The organism is Helicobacter labetoulli (genome assembly GCF_003670275.1).
Classification (GTDB): Bacteria; Campylobacterota; Campylobacteria; order Campylobacterales; family Helicobacteraceae; genus Helicobacter_C; species Helicobacter_C labetoulli.
Genome location: NZ_QXJF01000011.1, coordinates 39,163 through 60,867, shown reverse-complemented (window position 1 = coordinate 60,867; position 21,705 = coordinate 39,163). Strand labels below are relative to the sequence as shown.

General features: G+C 39.1%; 22 protein-coding genes. 12 read left to right on the top strand and 10 right to left on the bottom strand.

From position 1 onward, the window contains the following. Nucleotides 1-275: 275 nt before the first annotated feature. On the top strand, nucleotides 276-1,940 hold the full coding sequence (locus EBF12_RS07000) for a hydrogenase small subunit (RefSeq protein ID WP_121727021.1): 1,665 nt from the start codon (nucleotides 276-278) through the stop codon (nucleotides 1,938-1,940). Nucleotides 1,941-1,944: 4 nt separating this feature from the next. Here EBF12_RS07000 and EBF12_RS06995 read toward each other — a convergent pair whose 3' ends face one another. From EBF12_RS06995 to EBF12_RS06985, 3 genes are read right to left on the bottom strand one after another with little or no spacing between them, the layout of a single operon-like run. Further along, complete coding sequence (locus EBF12_RS06995) at nucleotides 1,945-2,460, bottom strand: phosphatidylglycerophosphatase A family protein (protein WP_121727020.1); 516 nt, start codon at nucleotides 2,458-2,460, stop codon at nucleotides 1,945-1,947. Further along, nucleotides 2,460-3,359, bottom strand: coding sequence for a response regulator (locus EBF12_RS06990; protein WP_121727019.1), 900 nt, complete (start codon nucleotides 3,357-3,359; stop codon nucleotides 2,460-2,462). Before EBF12_RS06990 ends, EBF12_RS06995 begins: the two co-directional genes overlap by 1 nt. Nucleotides 3,360-3,408: 49 nt before the next feature. Next, nucleotides 3,409-4,578: a bifunctional 2-C-methyl-D-erythritol 4-phosphate cytidylyltransferase/2-C-methyl-D-erythritol 2,4-cyclodiphosphate synthase gene (locus EBF12_RS06985; RefSeq protein ID WP_121727018.1), complete on the bottom strand. Its 1,170-nt coding sequence runs from the start codon at nucleotides 4,576-4,578 to the stop codon at nucleotides 3,409-3,411. Nucleotides 4,579-4,756: 178 nt separating this feature from the next. Here EBF12_RS06985 and thiC point away from each other — a divergent pair, with 178 nt between their 5' ends. Then, complete coding sequence (gene thiC, locus EBF12_RS06980) at nucleotides 4,757-6,136, top strand: phosphomethylpyrimidine synthase ThiC (protein ID WP_121727017.1); 1,380 nt, start codon at nucleotides 4,757-4,759, stop codon at nucleotides 6,134-6,136. Between the two features lie 18 nt (nucleotides 6,137-6,154). Further along, nucleotides 6,155-6,451 carry a YciI family protein gene (locus tag EBF12_RS06975; protein ID WP_121727016.1) on the top strand — a complete coding sequence of 99 codons (297 nt, stop codon included), beginning with the start codon at nucleotides 6,155-6,157 and terminating at the stop codon, nucleotides 6,449-6,451. A gap of 42 nt (nucleotides 6,452-6,493) precedes the next feature. Here the strand turns inward: EBF12_RS06975 and EBF12_RS06970 are convergent, their stop codons facing one another. From EBF12_RS06970 to EBF12_RS06940, 7 genes are all read right to left on the bottom strand, one after another. Next, nucleotides 6,494-7,255: an energy transducer TonB gene (locus tag EBF12_RS06970; protein WP_121727015.1), complete on the bottom strand. Its 762-nt coding sequence runs from the start codon at nucleotides 7,253-7,255 to the stop codon at nucleotides 6,494-6,496. A gap of 3 nt (nucleotides 7,256-7,258) precedes the next feature. Continuing rightward, the gene (locus EBF12_RS06965) at nucleotides 7,259-8,191 is read right to left on the bottom strand and encodes a flagellar biosynthetic protein FliO (RefSeq protein WP_244196438.1); all 933 of its coding nucleotides are present in this window, start codon (nucleotides 8,189-8,191) and stop codon (nucleotides 7,259-7,261) included. Nucleotides 8,192-8,222: 31 nt separating this feature from the next. Then, nucleotides 8,223-8,573 carry a flagellar motor switch protein FliN gene (fliN, locus tag EBF12_RS06960; RefSeq protein WP_121727014.1) on the bottom strand — a complete coding sequence of 117 codons (351 nt, stop codon included), beginning with the start codon at nucleotides 8,571-8,573 and terminating at the stop codon, nucleotides 8,223-8,225. Nucleotides 8,574-8,602: 29 nt separating this feature from the next. Then, nucleotides 8,603-9,007 carry a chemotaxis protein CheX gene (locus EBF12_RS06955; protein ID WP_121727013.1) on the bottom strand — a complete coding sequence of 135 codons (405 nt, stop codon included), beginning with the start codon at nucleotides 9,005-9,007 and terminating at the stop codon, nucleotides 8,603-8,605. A 66-nt stretch (nucleotides 9,008-9,073) separates the two neighbouring features. Next, nucleotides 9,074-9,739: an endonuclease III gene (gene nth, locus EBF12_RS06950; RefSeq protein ID WP_121727012.1), complete on the bottom strand. Its 666-nt coding sequence runs from the start codon at nucleotides 9,737-9,739 to the stop codon at nucleotides 9,074-9,076. A 4-nt stretch (nucleotides 9,740-9,743) separates the two neighbouring features. Beyond that, nucleotides 9,744-9,992: a FeoA family protein gene (locus tag EBF12_RS06945; protein ID WP_121727011.1), complete on the bottom strand. Its 249-nt coding sequence runs from the start codon at nucleotides 9,990-9,992 to the stop codon at nucleotides 9,744-9,746. A 119-nt stretch (nucleotides 9,993-10,111) separates the two neighbouring features. After that, nucleotides 10,112-13,243, bottom strand: coding sequence for a DUF3971 domain-containing protein (locus EBF12_RS06940; RefSeq protein ID WP_244196437.1), 3,132 nt, complete (start codon nucleotides 13,241-13,243; stop codon nucleotides 10,112-10,114). Between EBF12_RS06940 and mltG the strand changes: the two genes are divergently transcribed. From mltG to EBF12_RS06895, 9 genes are all read left to right on the top strand, one after another. Then, entirely contained in the window at nucleotides 13,191-14,120 is a 930-nt protein-coding gene (gene mltG / locus EBF12_RS06935) for an endolytic transglycosylase MltG (protein ID WP_121727009.1), read from the top strand. The genes EBF12_RS06940 and mltG overlap by 53 nt on opposite strands. 116 nt (nucleotides 14,121-14,236) lie before the next feature. Beyond that, entirely contained in the window at nucleotides 14,237-15,184 is a 948-nt protein-coding gene (locus EBF12_RS06930; protein WP_121727008.1) for a malate dehydrogenase, read from the top strand. 49 nt (nucleotides 15,185-15,233) lie between these two features. Further along, nucleotides 15,234-15,545, top strand: coding sequence for a 4Fe-4S dicluster domain-containing protein (locus tag EBF12_RS06925; RefSeq protein WP_121727007.1), 312 nt, complete (start codon nucleotides 15,234-15,236; stop codon nucleotides 15,543-15,545). A 9-nt stretch (nucleotides 15,546-15,554) separates the two neighbouring features. Then, nucleotides 15,555-16,679, top strand: coding sequence for a 2-oxoglutarate synthase subunit alpha (locus tag EBF12_RS06920; protein WP_121727006.1), 1,125 nt, complete (start codon nucleotides 15,555-15,557; stop codon nucleotides 16,677-16,679). Nucleotide 16,680: 1 nt separating this feature from the next. Further along, nucleotides 16,681-17,508: a 2-oxoglutarate ferredoxin oxidoreductase subunit beta gene (locus tag EBF12_RS06915; protein WP_121727005.1), complete on the top strand. Its 828-nt coding sequence runs from the start codon at nucleotides 16,681-16,683 to the stop codon at nucleotides 17,506-17,508. 1 nt (nucleotide 17,509) lies between these two features. Beyond that, the gene (locus EBF12_RS06910; RefSeq protein ID WP_121727004.1) at nucleotides 17,510-18,064 is read left to right on the top strand and encodes a 2-oxoacid:acceptor oxidoreductase family protein; all 555 of its coding nucleotides are present in this window, start codon (nucleotides 17,510-17,512) and stop codon (nucleotides 18,062-18,064) included. Nucleotides 18,065-18,276: 212 nt separating this feature from the next. Then, nucleotides 18,277-18,582: an ATP-dependent Clp protease adaptor ClpS gene (locus tag EBF12_RS06905; protein WP_121727003.1), complete on the top strand. Its 306-nt coding sequence runs from the start codon at nucleotides 18,277-18,279 to the stop codon at nucleotides 18,580-18,582. 10 nt (nucleotides 18,583-18,592) lie between these two features. Beyond that, the gene (locus EBF12_RS06900) at nucleotides 18,593-20,863 is read left to right on the top strand and encodes an AAA family ATPase (protein WP_121727002.1); all 2,271 of its coding nucleotides are present in this window, start codon (nucleotides 18,593-18,595) and stop codon (nucleotides 20,861-20,863) included. Continuing rightward, nucleotides 20,847-21,626 (top strand): DUF815 domain-containing protein, encoded by a 780-nt coding sequence (locus tag EBF12_RS06895; protein ID WP_121727001.1) that lies wholly within the window; start codon nucleotides 20,847-20,849, stop codon nucleotides 21,624-21,626. The genes EBF12_RS06900 and EBF12_RS06895 overlap by 17 nt, the downstream gene beginning before the upstream one ends. The last annotated feature ends 79 nt before the right edge of the window (nucleotides 21,627-21,705 follow it).

The window sequence follows — 21,705 nt, the reverse complement described above, 5'->3', positions numbered from 1 at the left end:
ACCCCCCACCTTGCCCTCCCATACCCTAACACCCTACCCCAAAACCTTTTTTTCTTTGTTTTTGCCCCGTTTGTAAATTTTGGTTTTTTAAAAAACCCCCCCCCGCCGCCCGCCCCCCCCCCCCCCCCCCATTTTGCATTAAAATCAATGCAAAATGATTGAAAAAGTAAAATCAATGTAAAGATAGGTAACATAATTTTGTTGGATAAAAACGGCGTTTAACAAGTTATAATCACATTTGATTACTCTCAAGATCACATTCCAAGGAATACCAAATGGACACAGCACGGATTCTAGAGCGGTTAGAAACGCATTTACAACAACTCAAAACCTCTCACAAGCACCCACGCAATGAAGTTAGCATAGAGTGGGTTACACAAATATGTAATCTTATTGGAATCCCAAAAGATTATGTACCACTTTGTGAGCAGATTCTCTCTTATAAGCCACCCACACGCCTTGTATGGCTGCATATGGCAGAATGCACAGGGTGTAGTGAAAGCTTTTTGCGACTTGATAAGCCCGGGGTAGAATCTTTGCTTTTAGAATATATCTCACTTGAATACCACGAGACTATTATGGGGGCTGTGGGCTTTAGTGCGAAAAAATCTCTGCACGATACGCTAAAAGAAGAGTTTATACTTGTTGTGGAGGGAGGTGTATCATCTGGAGAATGGGAGTATTTCCTCACATCAGGAGCAGATTCTCTTTCTGGCTCAAGCGAACTTCAAGAAGTCGCCAAATACGCACAAGCCATTTTTGCCATTGGCACTTGCTCTAGCTTTGGCGGGGTGCAAGCTGCATATCCTAATCCTACGCAATCTCAAGGCATTAGCACGCTTTTGGCTCAACCCATTGTGAATATCCCGGGCTGTCCGCCTAGTGAAGCCAATATGATAGGCTCACTAATGTATTATATTTTGCTCCAAGAGATTCCGCCTTGTGATAGTCTAAATCGCCCTTTATGGAGCTATGGTAAGAACCTGCACGAGATGTGCGAACGCAAGGCAAAATTTGAATCTGGGAATTTTGTAGAATCTTTTGATGATGAGCGTTTGCAAGATGGTTATTGCTTATATAAAGTGGGTTGCAAAGGACCTTATGTAGCAAATAACTGCCCAAAAGTGAAGTTTAATGCTAAGACAAGTTGGCCTGTGCGGGCGGGACACGGCTGTATTGCTTGTAGTGAGCCTGATTTTTGGGATAGCTTTGGCAAGATTGAAGAGCCAATCAATAATGCCAATGCTTATATTAAAGACAAAAAGCCCCTTAAATCTCTACCCTTAGTCCATAGGCTAGATGATACCCTATTAGATTCTACACTATGCCTTGAGCTTGATAGCTTGAGTGATACGCGTATTTATAGTCAAGAGAAGCAGAATCTCAATCTGCTTGCTGTGAGTTTTTATGCCAATCTCTCCGCACTTTTGCCATATTTAGCGAGTAAAAATAAGCTTGGAGCGAGACTTGTGGAGAACTACCACAAGTGGCGTTTAAAAGAAGAGTTAGAATCTGTGCTAGATTCTGAATCTGCTGAAGATTCTATCTCGCATAATGCAAGTGATATGCTAAAACTTGTTGGAATGATGTTTGGTAAGAGTTTAAATCACGCTCAAGTTTTGAACTTAGCCCAAAGCTACTTATTTCCACATATCAGCAAACTTGATTTTAAGCTCACTACAAAAGACAATGGCGGTTGTGAAATTGAAGTCAATAAATCCTTGCGACTACCACTGTGCTACTTGCTTGGTGGGCTAGAGATAGAGGGTGTGGCATATAGTGTGGTAAGCTCAATCTGTGAGATTTTAGCCCTTGCTCTTGTGGAGCTATGCAAGATTTACAATATCAGTCAAGTGGCGTTTAAAGGCGATCTTATGCAAAATCCGCTTATACAAGATCGCCTTGCTACCTATTTGCCAAAGTGGCTTAAGGTTGTGTGAGTTTTTAGACGAGATAGGGCTGTATAAATTTTAAGCTATCTATTGTGTTTGAGAGAAATACTAAACCTTGAAGTGTCAGCACACTACAGATTCCAGCTAAGATTCCAGCTAGGGCATCATCGCCTACAACGCCTATTCCGCCTTTCCATTCCCTATCAATTTTGCCAATAAATGAGGGTTTAGACACATCAAAGATTCTAAAAAACACAAAAGCTAAAAGGCTGTGTGCCACCCCAAAGCCTACAATCGCCATAGCTAACCACATACCCACAAGCTCATCAATCACTATGCTTTTATCATCGTGGGTTTGGGTAAGCTCCTCGTGCTTGTCAATGTGTTTAATGGCAATAAGCCCAATAAGAATGCTAAGTAAAAAAATACTCTCTTGTGAAAAATACACAATGGGCAGCCCCAAAAGCAAGGCTACCACACTCCCCATAGTGCCGGGAGCCTTAGGAGAGTAGCCACTATACAAAAGGCTTAAAAACAAGTCTTTAATAATTTTTTGCTTTTTTGTCATTATGGATTAGTCTTATTTTTGCGGATAATGCCATATTTCTTACGCTTTTCCCATAAGCTTTTGCGACTCATTCCAAGCTTTTTAGCAAGCTCTATATCGGGGTAGCGACTTTCATATTTAGTAATGATAATCTTTTCATACTCTTTGACTGATAGAATCTCCCCACTTAGCTCTACGCTATTAGACTGACGAGAGATGTCAATCACCTGTGGAAAAGCAACCTTTTCACTTGAAACGATTGAGACAATCACATTGTGCTTTAAAGCCATCTCAAGAAAATCTTTCCTATCACTCTTTTTGAGCTCTTCAAGATTGGTGATGTAGTAAATTTCATTTTTCTTTGGTGGCACACGGAATATGCTTTTCCAAGTATCTTCTTTGAGAGAATAAAATTGAAAATGAATGTGTTTTTCACGCGCATAACGCATCGCATAAATATCTGCTGCTCTTTGTGTGTTTGTCTTAATCACAAAGGGTGGATTATACAAAAAAGGCTCGGGTGTGCCTAGCTCACGCTCAATAAAACTAAAATAACTTCTATAAAACTTAATCTCCTCATTCACTTCGCGATATGTTTTATAATGCGTTATCTTACGGATAAGCTCATCAACAATGAAAGGCTTGACAATATAGTCTGTTACACCATTTCTTAAAGGTTTAATAACGGTATCATCATTAATGTAGGCAATCATTAGGATAATAATTGCCTGTGGATAGGCTTTACTTAGTTCCGTATAGCCCTCATTAATTGTCCCAAATGAAGCTAAAATCACATCATAATTATCTTTTTGCACTTCTTTGAGCGAGTGTGCGATAACGCACTCTAGGCGTGAATCGCTTAACTTATTGGCGATGCTTTGAGCCAAATAAATTTCATTTTCAATGATTAAAACTTTCATTCTTTCTCCCTTTTAAGATATTTTTGCTCATTTTTCTCCCTTTTATTGATTAGTGCCTTGCTGAATGTGTGAAAAGATTCTGCCAATCCATAAAGCCCATACTTACACTTGCCTGAACACACACGCCCTCTTTTCTCCCCACAAAGCCAAGAGATTCAGTCGTGGTAGCCTTGATATTTACACGCGATTTTGGCAAATGCAAAATTGTAGCAATACATTCACGCATTTGCGATTTATATGGGGCAATCTTAGGTGTTTGTGCCATAATGCTTATATCCACATTATGTAGCTCATAGCCCACACTCAAGGCAAAATTATAAATTTGTTGCAGAAGTTTTTTAGAATCTGCATTTTTATATGCCTGATTAGAATCTGGAAACCACTGCCCTATATCGCCCCCGCCAATAGCACCCAAAATCGCATCACTTAACGCGTGAAGTGCCACATCGCCATCACTATGGGCTTTAAACCCAAATGAAGATTCTATTTTTACTCCACCAAGCCACATTTCTTTATCATTTTCAAAACTATGCACATCAATCCCATTACCGACAAAAACACGCTTTAAAGGAACTTTAAGAAAAGGTATATGGGCAAGTAAATCACTTTTAAAAGTGAGTTTATTCATAAGGGGGCTACCCTCCACAAAAGCCACCTTTTTACCGAGTCTATGAAGCGCGGAGCTTTCATCACTAGAATCTGGATACGATTCTAAAGCGAGTCTTAACTCCTTTGTTCTACTCATCTGCGGCGTTTGGATGAGCTTAATTTCATCGCGGTTAAGATACTCTCCATTATAAAAACTTGTATCACTTACCTTAATATAAGGCACAATACAAGCCGTGCTTTCATCAATCTCATTTAATTTAGCAAACAACGCTCTAAGCACAGAATCTTGAGCATTCCACCTTGCTACATCACTCACAAGCACAAAAGGCGTATCTACATATTCTAAGGCATTACGCAGGGATTGACTTCGGCTTTTCCCACCCTGCACAACTTTGAAAGGACTCATATCCTCCATATAGGCAAAATCACTTTGCGAGGCAGTGATAAGAATATTTCTAAAAGAAAAATGCTGTGTCATCTTGCGAGTAGCCACAAGCCATAAAGGCTCTTCATCAATGCGAATCCACTGCTTTTTACAAACAAAATCATCGCAAAATCGCGTAGAATCCCCAGCTGCCATCATAATGAGTGAAATATTATCTAAAACCAAAATCTTTCCTAAAAAATGCGTAATTTATTTTTGAAAGTCGGCATTCTACCATAAAAAACAAAAAATAAACTAAAAATTGTTACTTAAATTCCCATATTGTTTAACTATTTTTTAAAGAATCAAGGTATATTTTGCAATTTTAGATAGCGTAAGCACAAAAAATAAAAAAGGATTTTCTATGAGAACACAATGGGTGCAAGAAAGATTGATGGAGGAACGCACCAAAGATTCAATTCGCACACAACTTCACTACGCCAAAAAGGGCATTATCACTAAAGAAATGGAATATGTCGCAAATATTGAGAATCTAAGCCCAGAGCTTATCCGCCAAGAGATTGAACGAGGACGACTTATTATTCCAGCAAATATTAATCACACCAATCTTGAGCCTATGGGTATTGGCATAGCCACACGCACCAAAATCAATTCAAACATCGGTAGCTCCTCTCTTGCAAGCTCCATTGAAGAAGAAGTTGAAAAGGTTAAGGTTTCTATCAAATATGGTGCGGATACGATTATGGATCTAAGCACGGGCGGGGATTTGGACGAGATAAGAGAGGTGGTTATTAACGCATCAAGCGTGCCTATTGGAACGGTGCCTATGTATCAGATTCTCTATGATGTAAAAAATGATATATTAAAGCTTGATATTGACACTATGCTTGATGTGTTAAGAAAACAAGCCAAGCAAGGGGTAAGCTATTTTACTATCCATTGTGGATTTTTACTCTCACATATGCCATTTGTGGCTAAACGAAAGATGGGAATTGTCTCGCGCGGTGGAAGCCTTATGGCAAGCTGGATGATGCACTATCACAAAGAGAATCCTTTCTATGAATATTTTGATGAGATTCTAAAAATCTGCCAAGAATATGATGTGAGTTTGTCTTTAGGGGATTCTTTGCGTCCGGGCTGCTTGTATGATGCAAGTGATGAAGCACAATTTGCTGAACTCAAAGTGCTAGGGGAGTTAGCAAAAAGGGCGTGGGAAGCTGATGTGCAAGTAATGATAGAAGGTCCCGGACATGTGCCGCTTAATCAAATTGAACGCAATGTAGAGTTACAAAAGCAATACTGCAATCAAGCACCCTTTTATGTGCTAGGACCGCTTGTTACAGATATTGCTGCTGGGTATGATCACATCGCAAGTGCCATTGGTGCGTGTGTGGCAGCGTGGAAAGGTGTAGCAATGCTCTGCTATGTAACGCCAAAGGAGCATTTGGGACTACCTAATGCCAAAGATGTAAGAGAGGGAATCTTAGCTTATAAAATCGCCGCACACGCCGCAGATATTGCTAGAGGACGCGTAGGGGCAAGAGATAGAGATGATGCGATGAGTGATGCAAGATATAGTTTTGATTGGAACAAGCAATTTGAACTCGCTCTTGACCCTGATAGAGCAAGAGAATACCACGATGAAGCCCTGCCACAAGAGGTTTTTAAAGATGCGGAGTTTTGCTCTATGTGTGGTCCAAAGTTTTGTAGCTATAAAATCTCGCAAGATATTTTCAAAGCCCACAAACAAGATGAAAAAGAGCCTATGGCAGTAAATGAATAAAATAATAAAGGAGAGAAAATGACACTTTTTGTTTGTCTCGTGCATTACACAAAGCCTTTAGGGCAGGTTACAGAGCATTTACAAGAACATAGGGAGTATCTTAAAAAAGGGTATGAAAAGGGTATTTTACTCGCCTCTGGTCCTAGAATCCCAAAAGATGGCGGCATTATCATCGGCAAGTTTGCAAGCAAAGATGAAGCCTTGCAGTTTGCAGCAAATGATCCCTACACGCATTATGATTTAGCCAAGTATGAAATATTAGAATTTGAGCCCGTGCTACACGCAGAGATTTTAAAGGATTTTTTAAGCCACTAAGAGAATGTTTTAATTCCTTGATCTTAACGCAAAATTTAGAATCTAATAACCATAATAATAAATACCATAAGTTACAAAAATGCGTATCTTAGTTTTCGTGATAGGGCGAGGGTAGTCTTTATAGGCAATTTCAATCGTGCGTTCGCTATTGCGATCCAAAAGCATATAATTTGATGAAACAATAATCTTTAGTCCGCTAATATCACCATTTGGGTGTAGGTAAAACTCCACTGCACTAAGCCCCTCTTGCCCTAGCCGTATGGCACTTGCTGGATATTCTAAATATTTTTTTGTAATGCGTCCAATATCCCGTAAATTATTGACTAAAAATTCCTGTTCCGCTATACCATAATCCCCAAATTCAGCCCCATAAAGCTCCTCTATATCTCTCCTTGTAACCTCATCAACACCCGGGAACTTCGCAAGAGCCTTTACCCTGCTTCTCTGCCTTGTAGTTTGCTGCTGCTTGCCCATGCCATCATAGAGACTTAAAGATGAGAGGTCAAATTGACTAGGATTACTTTGAGCTTTTGTATTTTGTGTTTGCTTGGGCGTTGGCGGAGTGGAGCTAAATTTGGGAGCGGCAAGTTGATTATGCGTATTTTGCTTAGATTCCATCTCTCCACCACCTAGAATCTGAAAGCCTGCCACCTTCATTTGTGGATTTATTGAAGTGCCTTTTTTAAATTGCATTTGCCCAAAACGCACAAACAAAATGCCAAGAATCACACAATGGATAAGAAAAGATATAAGTAACCACGCCCAAAGGTGAGATTTATCCTGCGATTCAAGCGGATTTTTCATTCTTTAGGGCTTCTCATCGTGGAGATATCTAGAAAGTCGCTCTTGCTTTTGCTCTAAGAGTTTGGCAAATTGATCATCAAAATGCAACTGCTCTTGGGGAGTAATGCTTTGCGGGATAGGATAGCGGTCAATGAGCGTTGTGCTTGTAGAGCCAATGAGTATTAAATACCGATAGCCATTAGATTCTATGGTTAAGATTCTATGCTTTGAATCTAGATTTTTCTGTGAGATAACCTCAATCTTTGCAGGATCAAAAACCTCCTGTTTTGGGGCAAAAGATGAAAAATATCCGCCAAAATTTCTCTTACCACTAGCTTTAGCACCCCCTTTGCTGACAATATAACGCTTCACATAAAATAGAACAAGCACAAGGACTGCCATAACAAGCAATACTGCCACATACCGCCAAGTATCAATCCCCATATCAGTTTTAAAATCAAGGGGCGATTGCAAATCTTCTTGCCCCCTCTCCGTAATAGGCTTAGACTGCTTAGTGGCTTGAGATGTAGTCTCAAGATTTGGAATCTTATGGATTGTTTGAGGTGTCTGCAAAAGCGTGTCAAGCTCACTTTGAGGTGGAGTAACCTGACTGAAAAGAACCTTAATAGCATTGCTTGACTTACTGACATTTACCCCTATAATATGTGTATCACCTATACCTATAACATAAAGACTATCTTCTATATTAAAAATTTGCACCTCACTCACAAAAGAGGCTTTAAAACTTTGATTTTTAGACCTTGCTTGAAGATTTGGAAATATCACACCCTTATAGCCATTCTGCTCAGTCAAACGCGGAGAACCATCATAGGCAGATTCTATATGGAGCAAAATCTCAATACCATCTTGTTTTGGCATAATCTCAATGTCTCTAACCTCCCCACTTGCCCCAAATAAAGAAAGCACAAGCAACAACAAGAAAGCACAAACTCTCATCTTACCCCACTATCTCTTCACAGATTCTAGACTATTTCTCACGCGTCAAATAATACACAATCGCATTGGAATCTAAAATCTCATTAATACGAATAGCAAGGTTACGCTCATATACCATAACTTCACCCTTGCCAATCACACGACCATTAATAAAAGTCTCTATACTCTCCCCTGCTGGTTTGCCAAGATCTATAATAGAGCCTTTCTCAAAACGCAAAATCTCACCCAAAGCGATTTTTGTATTGCCAAGCTCAGCATTAAAAACCACCTCCATATCAAGCAAACCGGTATAATTTTTCATCATATCTTCAAGATATGTCGCAAGCTCAATTTCCTTTGCAGAGTGAATCCGCTGCTTATCTAAGATGCTCTCTCCCGCCATTTGCACTCCCTAATTTATTTGTATATGCCCTAATGCAAGCGTCTCATATAAATGCTGCATCGCCCTTGAGCTAGTCTAAAATGCAACCCGTGGTCGTAGTTTTTAACTAAACGATGCCCCAAATACTCGGGTGTTGAAATGTTAAAATGTTTTCCAAGCTCCTCAGTCATCACCTTTGCTCTACCTACAACAAGATTGGCAAGCTCCTTTGCCATATCTTCCAAAGCTTGTTCGCTTGGATTCTCTTCACCCAAAAAATCCACACAAAAAATCCGCAAAAACGCCTTGTTAAAAAGCAAAAATACATCATTGTGTGTGCCCACCATACTAATCCTGCTTAAATAGCCCCTTTTAAGTGGCATAATCGAATCGTGAGGGGTTTTGCTAATACTCTTTTGCACGATGTCAAAAAAGCTGTTATGAATAATATCCATTGCAATGCCTTTGTTTTGATTTTGGCGTATTATACTATATTTTTTGACTACACATTTTTAAACTTTTCAACTTGGCTTAAAATTAGCTTTGTTTTTGCAAAACTCACTCACAAAGCATTCCTCACAAAGCGGTTTTAAAGCTTTACAAGTATATCGTCCAAAAAGCACAAAAGCTTGATGCAAGGTAGAAAGCTCACTTTTGAGCAAAGTTGTTAGCTCCTTTTCGGTCTCAATAGCACTCTTAGCCCCGCTTAATCCCAAGCGGTGAGATACACGAAATACATGCGTATCAACTGCCATATAATTTTGCTCAAAAAACTCTATCAGCACAACATTAGCTGTCTTTTGTCCTACACCAGAGAGCGTTTTAAGCTCTTCTTGCGTGGTTGGAATCTCCCCATTAAACTCACTCATCACTTGATTTGCCATATTGATAAGATGTTTGGCTTTATTATTAAAAAACGAAACGGATTGAATAAGTTTTTTTACATCTGCAAGGGAAGCTTGGGCTAAACTTTTTACATCTGGATACGCCCTAAAAAGAGCGGGAGTTACAAGATTTACGCGTTTGTCCGTGCATTGAGCTGAAAGCATAACGCACACAAGCAACTCATACAAATTATGATAAACAAGCTCTGTTTTGGCATTTTTGTAATGCTCCAAAAATAGAGCTTTAATAATGGGAACATCTTTCTTTTTTATCTTTTTAAAGCTTGAGTTGGGTTTTGACATCGCACTATGCTTTAGAATCTACAGATTCTAAAGGCTCAACAATAATGCTTTTTGCCTCCGAATCTCGCAGGGCTATTTGTGTATCTCCCACCATTACCGCCACTGCCAAACGCCTGATAGAATGGCTCACCACGCAACACACTCTATCTTTCACAATTCCAAAAGACATAAACCTATCTTTTAGAGCATAATCTTGTGTCTCAAAACGCACAATCTTGCACTGCTTACCCACATCACAATCATAAAGTGTCATTTCTTATAATCCTTTTTTGGTTTAATTATGTGGGCGATTATAGCTCAAATTTAGATAACAAGACTGATTTTTATCTTGAATCTAGCCCTGCAAAGATTCTGCTTTATTAAACTTTGGACCTACTCATCTTCTTTAGGCTCTTGCTGCGGGAGATTTGGCTCTATATCCCCATCATTAGAATCTTCACTCTCCTCTTGTTTTACATCTCTTGTATTTTGTCCCTCTTCCTCCATCTTAGGATTCAGGTTAGAATCTTGCGTATTTTGCTGTGTTTGCAAATCTTTTGGCTTTTGTGGGGTAACACTCTTATCAATAGCTTCAGTCAAACCACTCAAAAGATTATCTACTGGCTCTAAGATTCTGCCCACCATCTCAAATGGACTAAGCAAAATATCCTTTGCCACGCTCACTTCACTTTTTGGCTTCTCAAGTGTGCCTTTCATCACAATACCGGTTGTAAATTTTCCATCACTCCCCAAAATTACATAATCAACAAGCGGAATCTTATCAATGATAGATGCTAAAGTTTTAAGTGTTGAAGCCTTAAGCACAATATCAAGGGCTTGATTTTTAAGATTCACAAGTCCCCCACCCTCCACATCAATGGAACTTCCAACCAAATCAATATTTTCAAGCACCAAGAATTGATCATTAATCACAAAATCCACCCTGCCATTTTTCACCTCATAGCCCTCTACGCCAAGTCCGGGCTTACGGAAAGTCAGCAATGCTGGGATTGTATCAATAAGAGCAAGGACATTTTGCACAATGGCTAAATCTCTGTAAATCGTATTTTGCATACTGATTTCACCCTTTAATGCTCCCTCGTCATATATGCCCTTAAAGTTAAACAACCCGCCTTTAAAAATCTCTCTCCCCCACACGCGATTTAAAAACGCTGCACTAAAATTACTCAAACGCAAATTCGCACGAGAATACGCCATATCCACATTTGCCACACCATTACCATAAGTAACATCAGCCCGAATCACGCCATCGCGTATAGATACAGACGCCACATCTGAAGGGATAACATAACCACTCAAATAAAAATCCATATCCTTTGCTTCAAGGTATGTGATATGAGGTGAAATCTTATGCTCCCTTTCATATCGCTGCTTGGCTTTGATAAATGCCTCTTGTTCAGCCCTCTGTGCTGGAGTGAGTTTTTCTGTAGATTCACTTTCTTTATTAAGCTCCGCAAGGATAGGAATCTTACTTAAAAACACCTCATCAATCCGCAAGTTATAGCCATCAAGAATAATTTTACTAATGTTGCCATCTTTGACAAATAAAAACTTCTTGTTTTTTGAGCTTATGCGGATTCCTTTTTTATCAATCACACCTTCTAAAAAATACCGACTAAGTTTTTTAGCGTCTTTATCATACAGCGGATACTCAAGGTTACTCACCTCGCCACTTAAACTAAAGCTTTCAAAATCACTACTTTGGAGCTTAAGATTCCCACTTGGGATTCCAAAATACTGCAAAATAGGTGAGTAGGGATAAATCTTTGCAATATCACTAAGTTCAAAGACATTGAGCTTATCATTAAGAATAATATTAATGGCAAAATCGGGCAAAGTGATGATTTTTTCCTTGCCACCAAGATATCCATCTATTGTAATTTTTGGCATTTGTTTGGGATTTATTTTTACAATCTCTTCGCTAAAGCCTTTTTGAGATTCCTCATAAATGGCTTGAATAATGCGTTTTGTCAGCTCATCGCTATCTTTTGGGATAACAGGTGGTGTGGAGCTTTGCGACAGGGCTTGTGAAGTCAATGCAAATGCGTCAATAGCTAAATCCCCTTGGAGTTTAGAGCTTTTAAGATTCCACATCGCATTCAATGTGCCTTTAACACTCTTGGCATAATTTACCTTTGTGTTTAGAATCTGTATATAGGCTTTTTCAGGCGTATTTGTGAGATTAAGATTAAGATTATTCACAACAAGTGGGAAGCTTCCTAGATTCAAAGTTGTCTGCGGAGCATTGATATTACCATTAAGAGAGACTTGCGTGTGTTTATTTTTATTCTCTATATTTATATCAAGATTCACACGCAGTTTAGAATCCGCACTCCGTAGTGGCACACTCACACCATACACCTGCAACAAATCATTTAAATCATCACTCATCATCGCATTTTGAGAGCGGATAGCTATTTTGACACTAAGAGGTGGGGTGAAAACATTGCTGATTTTGACTTCCGAGCCATCAAGCTTGATATTTGTAAAAAATGGATCTTTAAGCAAAAAGGTAAGATTCTCATCTCGCATATATAAAATGATACGCGTCGCTTCAATAGGCTTAATATGCGGAGCGAGATAGACTTTTGGTGCTTCTATGGCTAAATCAAGTGCGAGTGTTTTTTGAAGTTTGGCAAAAAACTGCCCATCAAGCGTGCTTTGAAACCTAAGAGAATGCAGCTTTAACACATCATATTTAATATTTTTAAAAAGCCAATCATTGAGTGCCTGAATCTTTAGCTTCTCCACATAGGGCTTAATGGTATCAAGGTTGTAAAGATGAGAGGTTGAAGCTTCTAAATCAATTTTATAAAAATCCGTAATGCTCCGAACATATAATGTCGGTTGATCTAGTGGCGGCTCCACTTCTTCATCGCTTGTTTGAGTATCACTTATTTGATTTGGAGCTTTTGGCTTTTTAGGCTTTGGTGTGGGCTGCTTGATTGGCTCTTTTGGCGAGATAGCTATATCCATTTCAAGTGTTTTTTTCAAAGATTGATATACAAATTTCCCTTGCACCTGCAAACCAAGACTTAAAATCTCAAGCTCGTGAATGAGCAATTCTGTATCCTTGTTACTTTCCTCCACATCAAAATACGCAAAAAACTCCGGGGCGTTGATTCTGTATTCGTGTCCATCATAATGCACACTCCGCTTTTGTTCATCGGCAAAAACGACATTTTCAATATCAAGCTTCTCAAAATACGAGATAACAAACAAAAACTTTTTAATCCACCCAAGTATATCTTGAGGATCTAAAGGCATATCATCTGTCTTTTGTTTATCTTGTTTCTGCAAGGCGGATATATCAAGTTTTTCAATATTAAGAACAAGCTTGTTGTTTAATCTAAGATACAATCCTTCAATTTGAATCTGTCCAAAACTGATATGGGGGCTGTAAATGCCATTGGATAGAGTTTTATATCCCATTAGAGAAAGTGTGAGCAAAATGCCTAAAAAAACAATAATACTTACAATATGTTTTGATCTTTTTTTCATCATTGCCATAACCATTTTATTTTATTTGCTTCAGCCTGTGCAAACTAAACGCATCTTGAATCTACCTAAAGGCTCGTTACCCAAAATTATAACATACTTAAATGACAATGGAGGGCATTATAACAAGCTAGATTCTATTTTTATCCGTTTTTTAGGGCAACCACAAAGCGGATTTATTGATGTAAAAGCAGAAGTGTTACCTAAAGGGGCATTTTTTAAAGCTCTTGTGAGTTCAAAGGCTGCGACAAAAGATGTTACGCTTATTCCGGGTGAGACAATGTATTTTTTCATTCGCATTCTTTCACCAACTTTTAATCTCCCAGCAGAATCTCTTCAAATAGCCTATGATAAGTATTTTCCCTATCCTGATGGTATGATTTTCCCAGATACTTATAGTCTGCCCATTGGTATAGATTCTGATGAGATGATGAAATTGCTTTATGACATCTCCATAAAACGACACGAACAAAATGCCATAAGGCTACTTGGGACATATAATCAGGAGGAGTGGTTTAAAAATGTCAGTATTGCTTCAGTAGTGCAAAAAGAGGCAGCAAACAATCAAGAAATGCCTATTGTTGCAGCAGTTGTATTTAATCGCTTAGAAAAAAATATGCCATTGCAAATGGATGGTTCGCTCAATTACGGGCAGTATTCACACTCTAAAGTTACGCCCGAACGCATACGCAACGATGATACGCCCTACAATACCTATCGCAATAAAGGTGTGCCGCCCTACCCTGCAGGAAGTGTGAGTCTCCAAGCCATAGAAGCCGTGCTTAATCCTGCCAAGGTAGATTATCTGTATTTTGTGCGAGATAGAAGCACAGGCACACATAAATTCAGCAAAACCTACGAAGAACATCGCAGTCATTTTTAATTTTAATTTACTTTTAAGTTATTTTATCCCATAGTTAGCAAGTTAAAATTTTTTTTTAACTTTTTGTGCTAAAGTTAAAAATCTCAACACAGGCAAACTCTTAGTCAAGGAAAAAGATGTTTAATAAAATTGCTATTATCGGCGGTTCTGGCAATGTCGGCTCTCATATCGCATTTTTAGGTGCAATAAGAGGCATCGCGCGTGAAATTGCACTTTTTAGCATTGATACTCCTCGTTGTAAGGGTGTAGGACTTGACATATCTCAAGCTGCAGCTGTGTTTAATCTCCCCACACATATCAAAGGCTATGAATCTTATGAGGGACTAAGTGAAAGTGAAGTAGTCATTATTACTGCTGGAATCCCTCGCACCCCAAATATGACACGCGATGATTTGTTGCTTAAAAATGCCTCTATCGTGCGAGAAATCAGCCAAAATATCGCCAAAATCGCACCCGATGCCTTACTTCTTATCGTCTCAAACCCTCTTGATGCAATGTGTCTTGTCGCAAAACACGCAAGTGGATTTGATAGCCAAAGGGTTGTTGGTATGGCAGGTGTGCTTGATGGAGCAAGGCTAAATTATGAAAGCAAGGTCGTATTAAATGATTTTCAAACACCTATTAAGCCCTATGTGTTAGGGGCTCATAGCGATGATATGCTACCCCTACTTAGATTCTCACTCTATGGGGACAAACCTCTTGCAGCAATACTGGATTCAGATATGCAGCAGTATCTTATCAAAGAAACAAAAAATGGTGGAGCAAAAATTGTAAGCTACTATCAGCAAGGTTCGGCATATTTTGCCCCAGCGAGTGCAGCCATTAAAATGCTTGAGCTTGTTACAAATCCACAAGATGAAGACATTGTATGTAGCGTATATGTGCAAGGCGAGTATGATTTGCACGACATATACATTGGGCTTCCCGTTAAACTTGGTAAAAAAGGAGTAGAAAAGATTGTAAATTTGACACTAAATAAGCAAGAACAAGAGATGTTAAAAATCTCCGCACAAGGCATCAAAAAACAAGTTGAGATTCTCAAAAATAACGGATTGTTAAATTAGAGAATCTAAGATTATATTTATTCCAAAAAACAAGAAAGGAAAGGAAAAAATGGGTATCAAACAAGCACCAGAAAATGTGCCGGTATGGGTTGATGAGACACGCTGCAAAGCGTGTGATGTATGCGTATCGCTTTGTCCAAGCGGTGTTTTGGGTATGAAAAAAGATGAACACAAGATTCTAGGGAAAATCATCTCTGTTGCTTATCCAGAAAGCTGTATTGGGTGCAGGGAGTGTGAGTTGCATTGCCCTGATTTTGCTATCTTTGTAGCAGACAAAGATGAGTATAAATTTGCTAAAGTCAGCAAGGAAGCACAAGAGCGTGCAGCAAAAATCAAAGAAAACAAATTTATGGTGATATAAGGAGAAAAGATGCGTGAGTTAATTACAGGAGGAAACGAGCTTGTCGCGTTAGCTGCGATAGAATCAGGTTGTCGATTTTTTGGTGGCTATCCCATCACGCCATCAAGTGAAATTGCACACGAAATGAGCGTGGAGCTTCCAAAAATTGGTGGGAAATTTATCCAGATGGAAGATGAGATTAGCGGTATTGCCGTTGCTTTAGGTGCATCAATGACGGGTGTTAAGGCAATGACAGCTACTTCTGGACCGGGTATCTCGCTCAAATCTGAACAAATCGGCTATGGCTTTATGGCGGAGATTCCGCTTGTTGTGGTTGATGTTATGCGTGGGGGACCTTCTACGGGGCTTCCTACACGCGTCTCACAAGGCGATATTAATCAAGCTAAATCACCAACTCACGGGGATTTTTGCTCCATTGCACTTTGTGTTGGGAATCTACAAGAAGCCTACACACAAACTATCCGTGCTTTCAATCTTGCGGAAAAGTATATGACACCTGTTTTCTTACTGCTTGATGAAACCATAGGGCATATGCACGGGAAAACTTTAATCCCAGATTTTGAAGAGATTAAACCTACAATCTGCAATAGAGAGGAATTTAAGAGCGATCCTAAAGATTATCAGCCCTATGGTGTGCCACAAGATAAACCTGCCGTGCTTAATCCTTTCTTCAAAGGCTACAAATACCATATCACAGGACTTCATCACGGAGCAAGTGGATTCCCAACAGAAGATGAAAAGCTCTCCCAAAACCTTATTGACAGGCTTTTTAACAAAATAGAATCTCATATTGATGATATTGTTGAGTTTGAAGAATATGAGATGAATGATGCAGAGATTCTCATTATTGCTTATGGCTCTGTTTCACTCTCTGTTAAAGAGGCGATTAAGGATTTACGCAAAAATGGCATAAAGGTTGGTTTATTCCGTCCTATCACATTGTGGCCTAGCCCTACAAAACAGCTTAAAGCTCTTGGCAAGAAATTTGACAAGATTCTTATGATTGAGTTAAACAAGGGGCAGTATAAACAAGAGGTAGAACGCCTTATGCAAAAAGATGTTACTTTCTTAGGCAAGGCGAATGGACGCACAATCTCACCTGCTGAAATTATCACAAAAATCAAGGAGATGTAAGATGGCTTTTAATTACGAAGAATATCTACGAATGGATAAAATGCCAACCCTTTGGTGTTGGGGCTGTGGCGATGGTGTTATCTTAAAAAGTGTCATTCGTGCTATTGATGCACTTGGTTGGAATATGAATGATGTTTGTATTGTTAGCGGGATTGGCTGCTCTGGTCGCTTTAGCTCATATGTAAATTGCAACACCGTGCATACAACTCACGGGCGGACAATGGCGTATGCTACAGGTATCAAACTTGCCAACCCAGACAAAAAGGTCATTGTAATTTCAGGTGATGGAGATTCTATGGCAATCGGCGGGAATCACACAATTCACGCTTGTAGAAGAAATATTGACTTGAATCTTGTAATGATTAATAACTTTATCTATGGGCTTACAAACTCTCAAACCTCTCCCACAACGCCAAAGGATTTTTGGACCGTTACGGCACAATATGGCAATATTGATCCAAACTTTGATCCTTGTGAAGTGGCAAGTGCCGCAGGAGCAAGTTTTGTGGCAAGAGAGAGTGTGCTTACACCCAAAAAACTTGAAAAGGTGCTTATGGAGGGCTTTACTCATAAAGGCTTTAGCTTTTTTGATATTCATAGCAACTGCCATATTAACCTTGGACGAAAAAATAAAATGGGCGAGGCGACATCTATGCTTAAATGGATAGAATCTCGCCTTGTAAGCAAAAGCAAATTTGACACGCTTTCACCAGAAGAACGAGTGGGTAAATTCCCAACCGGTGTGCTTAAACATCAAACAGATAGAATGGAATATTGTGAAGCCTATGAGGGCGTGATTCAAAAAGCTCAAGCTAAAGGGGGGCACTAAAATGCATCAGTTGCGATTTACAGGTGTAGGCGGACAAGGGGTGCTTTTGGCAGGAGAGATTCTAGCAGAAGCACAAATCAAGGACAAAGGCTATGGCGTCAAGGCTGCGACTTATACAAGTCAGGTGCGTGGCGGACCAACAAAGGTTGATATTTTGCTTAGTGAAGAAGAGATTCTCTATCCTTATGCACATGAGGGCGAAATTGAGTTTATGCTCTCCACTGCACAGGTGAGCTATGATTCCTTTAAGGGTGGCGTGAAAGAAGGAGGCGTGATTGTTGTTGAACCAAATCTCGTGCGACCAAGTGATGAGGATAGAAAAAAGTTTAAAATTTATGAGATTCCAATCATTACCATTGCCAAAGAAGAAGTGGGCAATGTCGTTACACAATCCGTTGTTGCTCTAGCCATTACGACAACTTTCACACAATGTGTGGATAGGAATCTTGTATTTCAAACAATGATAGAAAAAGTCCCAGCCAAAGTCCAAGAAGCCAATAAAAAAGCTTTTGAGTTAGGTGAAAAATACGCCAAAGAAGCGATGGTAAAAGCCTAAAGTTACTGAAGCCTAGTTGATAAAGCTAGGCTTTCTCCCCTTATAGCCAAAAAAACATTTGCAGATTCTACATCTCACAGGCATTTTACTCTACATTTTATCATAACCAAGCCCTGATAATTGTGCAGCATTTCTCATTCATCAATTAAACCGCATTGTATTATTTCTGCTAGAATCTACCCATCTTAATTTTTCATTCTCAAAGGATTTGCGTGGCATTTTCATCTTTTGAAACACAAACACATACAGAAACAATACTAGAAGAGCCTAGGCTCTATCGGGTTTCACTCTTAAATGATGATTGGACAGCTATGGATTTTGTCGTACAGATTCTTATGGAAGTCTTTGATAAAACAAGTCAAGAAGCCAGAGCTATAACGCTTAAAGTCCATAATGAAGGCAAAGGGATTTGTGGAATCTATCCCTATGATATTGCCGAGCTTAAAACTCAACTTGTCAGCCAAAAAGCAAAAGAGCAGGGTTATCCTTTGCGAGCAATCACAGAGGAACTACACTAAAGGATTAATAATGATAGGACAGAATCTTACACTTATTTTCAATGAATCTATAGATATTGCGCGCGAAATGCACCACAATATCCTTACAACCGAGCATTTATTCCTTGCTACGCTCAATAACGCTCAAGGTGCTTCAATCCTCCAAAAATGTGGAGGCAATATCCAAGAAATGCGGCGTATGACGAATTTGTATCTCAAAAAATATGTGCCACACTCACAAGAAGTAAGCAAAAATCCAAAACAAACCCCCGCTCTTGATAGGATTATAGAATCTATGGTCAATCACGCCCAAAGTAGCAACCGCCAAAGCATTGATGTAAGCGACTTACTTGCTTCAATAATGGAAGAAAATCAAAGCTTTAGCACACAGATTCTAAAATCTCAAGGTATTGATAGACTAAGTGTGCTAGAGGTCATCACACAACAAGAGCAAGATTCGCAACCAAATGGGCAAGACAACCACGGAAAAAGCTATCTTGAGCAATACACAAAGAATCTTACACTTTTAGCTAAGGAGGGTAAAATTGACCCCGTTATCGGTAGAGAACAGGAAATTTGGCGTGTAAGTGAGATTCTAGCTAGGCGAAAAAAAAATAATCCTATTCTTGTTGGGGAGCCCGGTGTTGGCAAAACGGCAATTGCTGAAGGCTTGGCACTAGAGATTTATCATAAAAAGCTACCCAAAGCCTTACATAACGCACAAATTTTCGCCCTTGATGTAGGCAGTATGATTTCAGGGAGTAAATATCGGGGCGATTTTGAAAAGCGACTTAAAGGTGTGCTAGAAGAAATGGCACTTATCAAAAATGCTGTGCTTTTTATTGATGAGATTCACACGATTGTGGGTGCAGGGGCGACTTCTGGCTCAAGTCTTGATGCCTCAAATCTCCTTAAACCCGCTCTTGCTAATGGCACTTTGCGTTGTATTGGTGCGACAACATTTGCCGAGTTTAAAATACACTTTGATAAAGACAAAGCCCTATCCCGCCGCTTTAGCAAAGTAGAAGTCAAAGAGCCAAGTTTGCAAGACTGCTATACTATCATTGAAGGATTAGCTCCAATTTATGAAAAATATCATCAAGTCAGTTACACAAAAAATGCACTCAAAGCCTGTGTGGATTTATCCGCACGATATGTGAGTGATAAATTTTTACCCGATAAAGCCATAGATTTGCTTGATGAAGTGGGAGCAAATACACGAATCTATCACACTAATAAGCCAAAGATTCAGGTCAAAGACATAGAATCTATTTTAAGCAAAAGTGTGCATATCCCAAAAAGCACCATTAGCACCGATGAAAGCAAAATGATAAAATCTCTCTCACATAACTTAAAAAAGAGAATCTTCTCCCAAGACAAAGCCATTATGGAGCTAACACGCGTGATTAAGGCAAATAAGGCAGGGCTAGGGGAAAGCAATAAGCCCATTGGTAGCTTTGTATTTGCAGGACCAAGTGGCGTTGGCAAAACGGAGCTAAGCAAAGAGCTCGCTCATCTTTTGGGAATTGAGTTTATCAAATTTGATATGAGTGAATATATGGAGCCACACTCCATCTCAAGACTCATTGGTGCGCCTGCTGGTTATGTTGGCTTTGAGCAAGGGGGATTACTTGTAGATGCGGTGCGTAAGAATCCATATTGCGTGTTGCTACTTGATGAAATAGAAAAAGCCCATAGCGATATTTATAATATTTTATTGCAGATTCTAGATTCTGCAAGTTTGACTGATAATCTAGGCAATAGGGCGGATTTTAAAAATGTCATTGTCATTATGACAAGCAATGCTGGAAGCAAGGATAGTAACACGCTTGGCTTTAATGCCAACTTACAAAATAAAAATGATGCCGCAATCAAGCTTTTATTCTCGCCTGAATTGCGAAGTCGCATTGATAGCATTATTCACTTTAATCCTCTAGGATTGAAAGAATATTTGCTTATTGCCAAAAAATATATTGATGAGCTTGCTATCTCTCTCAAATCGCGTCATATCACCCTTGAGATAGATTCTAAGGCATTGCATTTTCTTGCTTCACAAAGTGTGGAAAGTGCGCTTGGAGCAAGGGAGATTAAAAAAATCATTGATAATGAAATCAAAAACAAACTAAGTGATGAAATACTTTTTGGCTCACTAAAAAAAAGGGGAGAATGTCTCATTTCACTTGCTTCAAAGCCCAAAGAGCATATCATTCTTAGTTGTCAAAAAAGTCAAAACCTCATTGAAAATTTAATCAAATCAAACACCAAAACGACAAAGAAAAAGAAAAATGCCCCCGCTTTATAATCTCTCTCATTTTTCTAGCTTTCCGTGGGAAAGTGAATTTGCCTGTATTTATCGCCATATCCCAAGCCAAGAATATGGATATTTCAAAGCAATTAAAGATTTTTATAAAGAATCTACGCTCATTGGGCTAGATAGTCAGCTCAATGCCCTTACAAAAAATACTCAAGCCTTCATAGATGGCAAAAAGTCATCACACGCTTTGCTTTGGGGAGCTAGAGGCTGTGGCAAAAGCTCGTGTTTGCAGGTTGTTTTAAGCTCATTTTCGCACAAAGATTATCCTCTGCGTGTTATAGAGCTTCCTATGGAATGTCTCTATCTTGTAGGATTTGTGCAAGATATTGTGCGAGAACTACCTTATAAATTTATTATACTTTGTGATGATTTGAGCCTTTCACCCAATGAAAATAGCTATAAATCCCTAAAAAGTGTGCTTGAAGGCTCATTTGAAAATAAACCAACAAACATACTTTTTTACACCACTTCAAACCAACGCCACCTTATTGCTGAATCTTACCTACAAGATACTTTGCATCTTAATGATGCTAAAGATGAGATTCTCTCCCTTAGCGACAGGTTTGGGCTGACCTTGGGATTCTACACGCTTGGGAAGGTAGAGTTTTTAAATCTTGTAGCCAAACTTTTAGATACGCCATTAGATGAGGATACAAAACGCAAAGCAGTGCAATTTAGCACTCTTAAGGGTTCAAACTCTCCGCGTATCGCACAAGAATTTTGCACCCTCTACCATAATAAAATAATATAAAATAAAATAATATAAAAATTTTATCGTTTAGAAAAAATACAATTTTTTTAGCTAAGATTAAAGCACATAAACCTAAAGG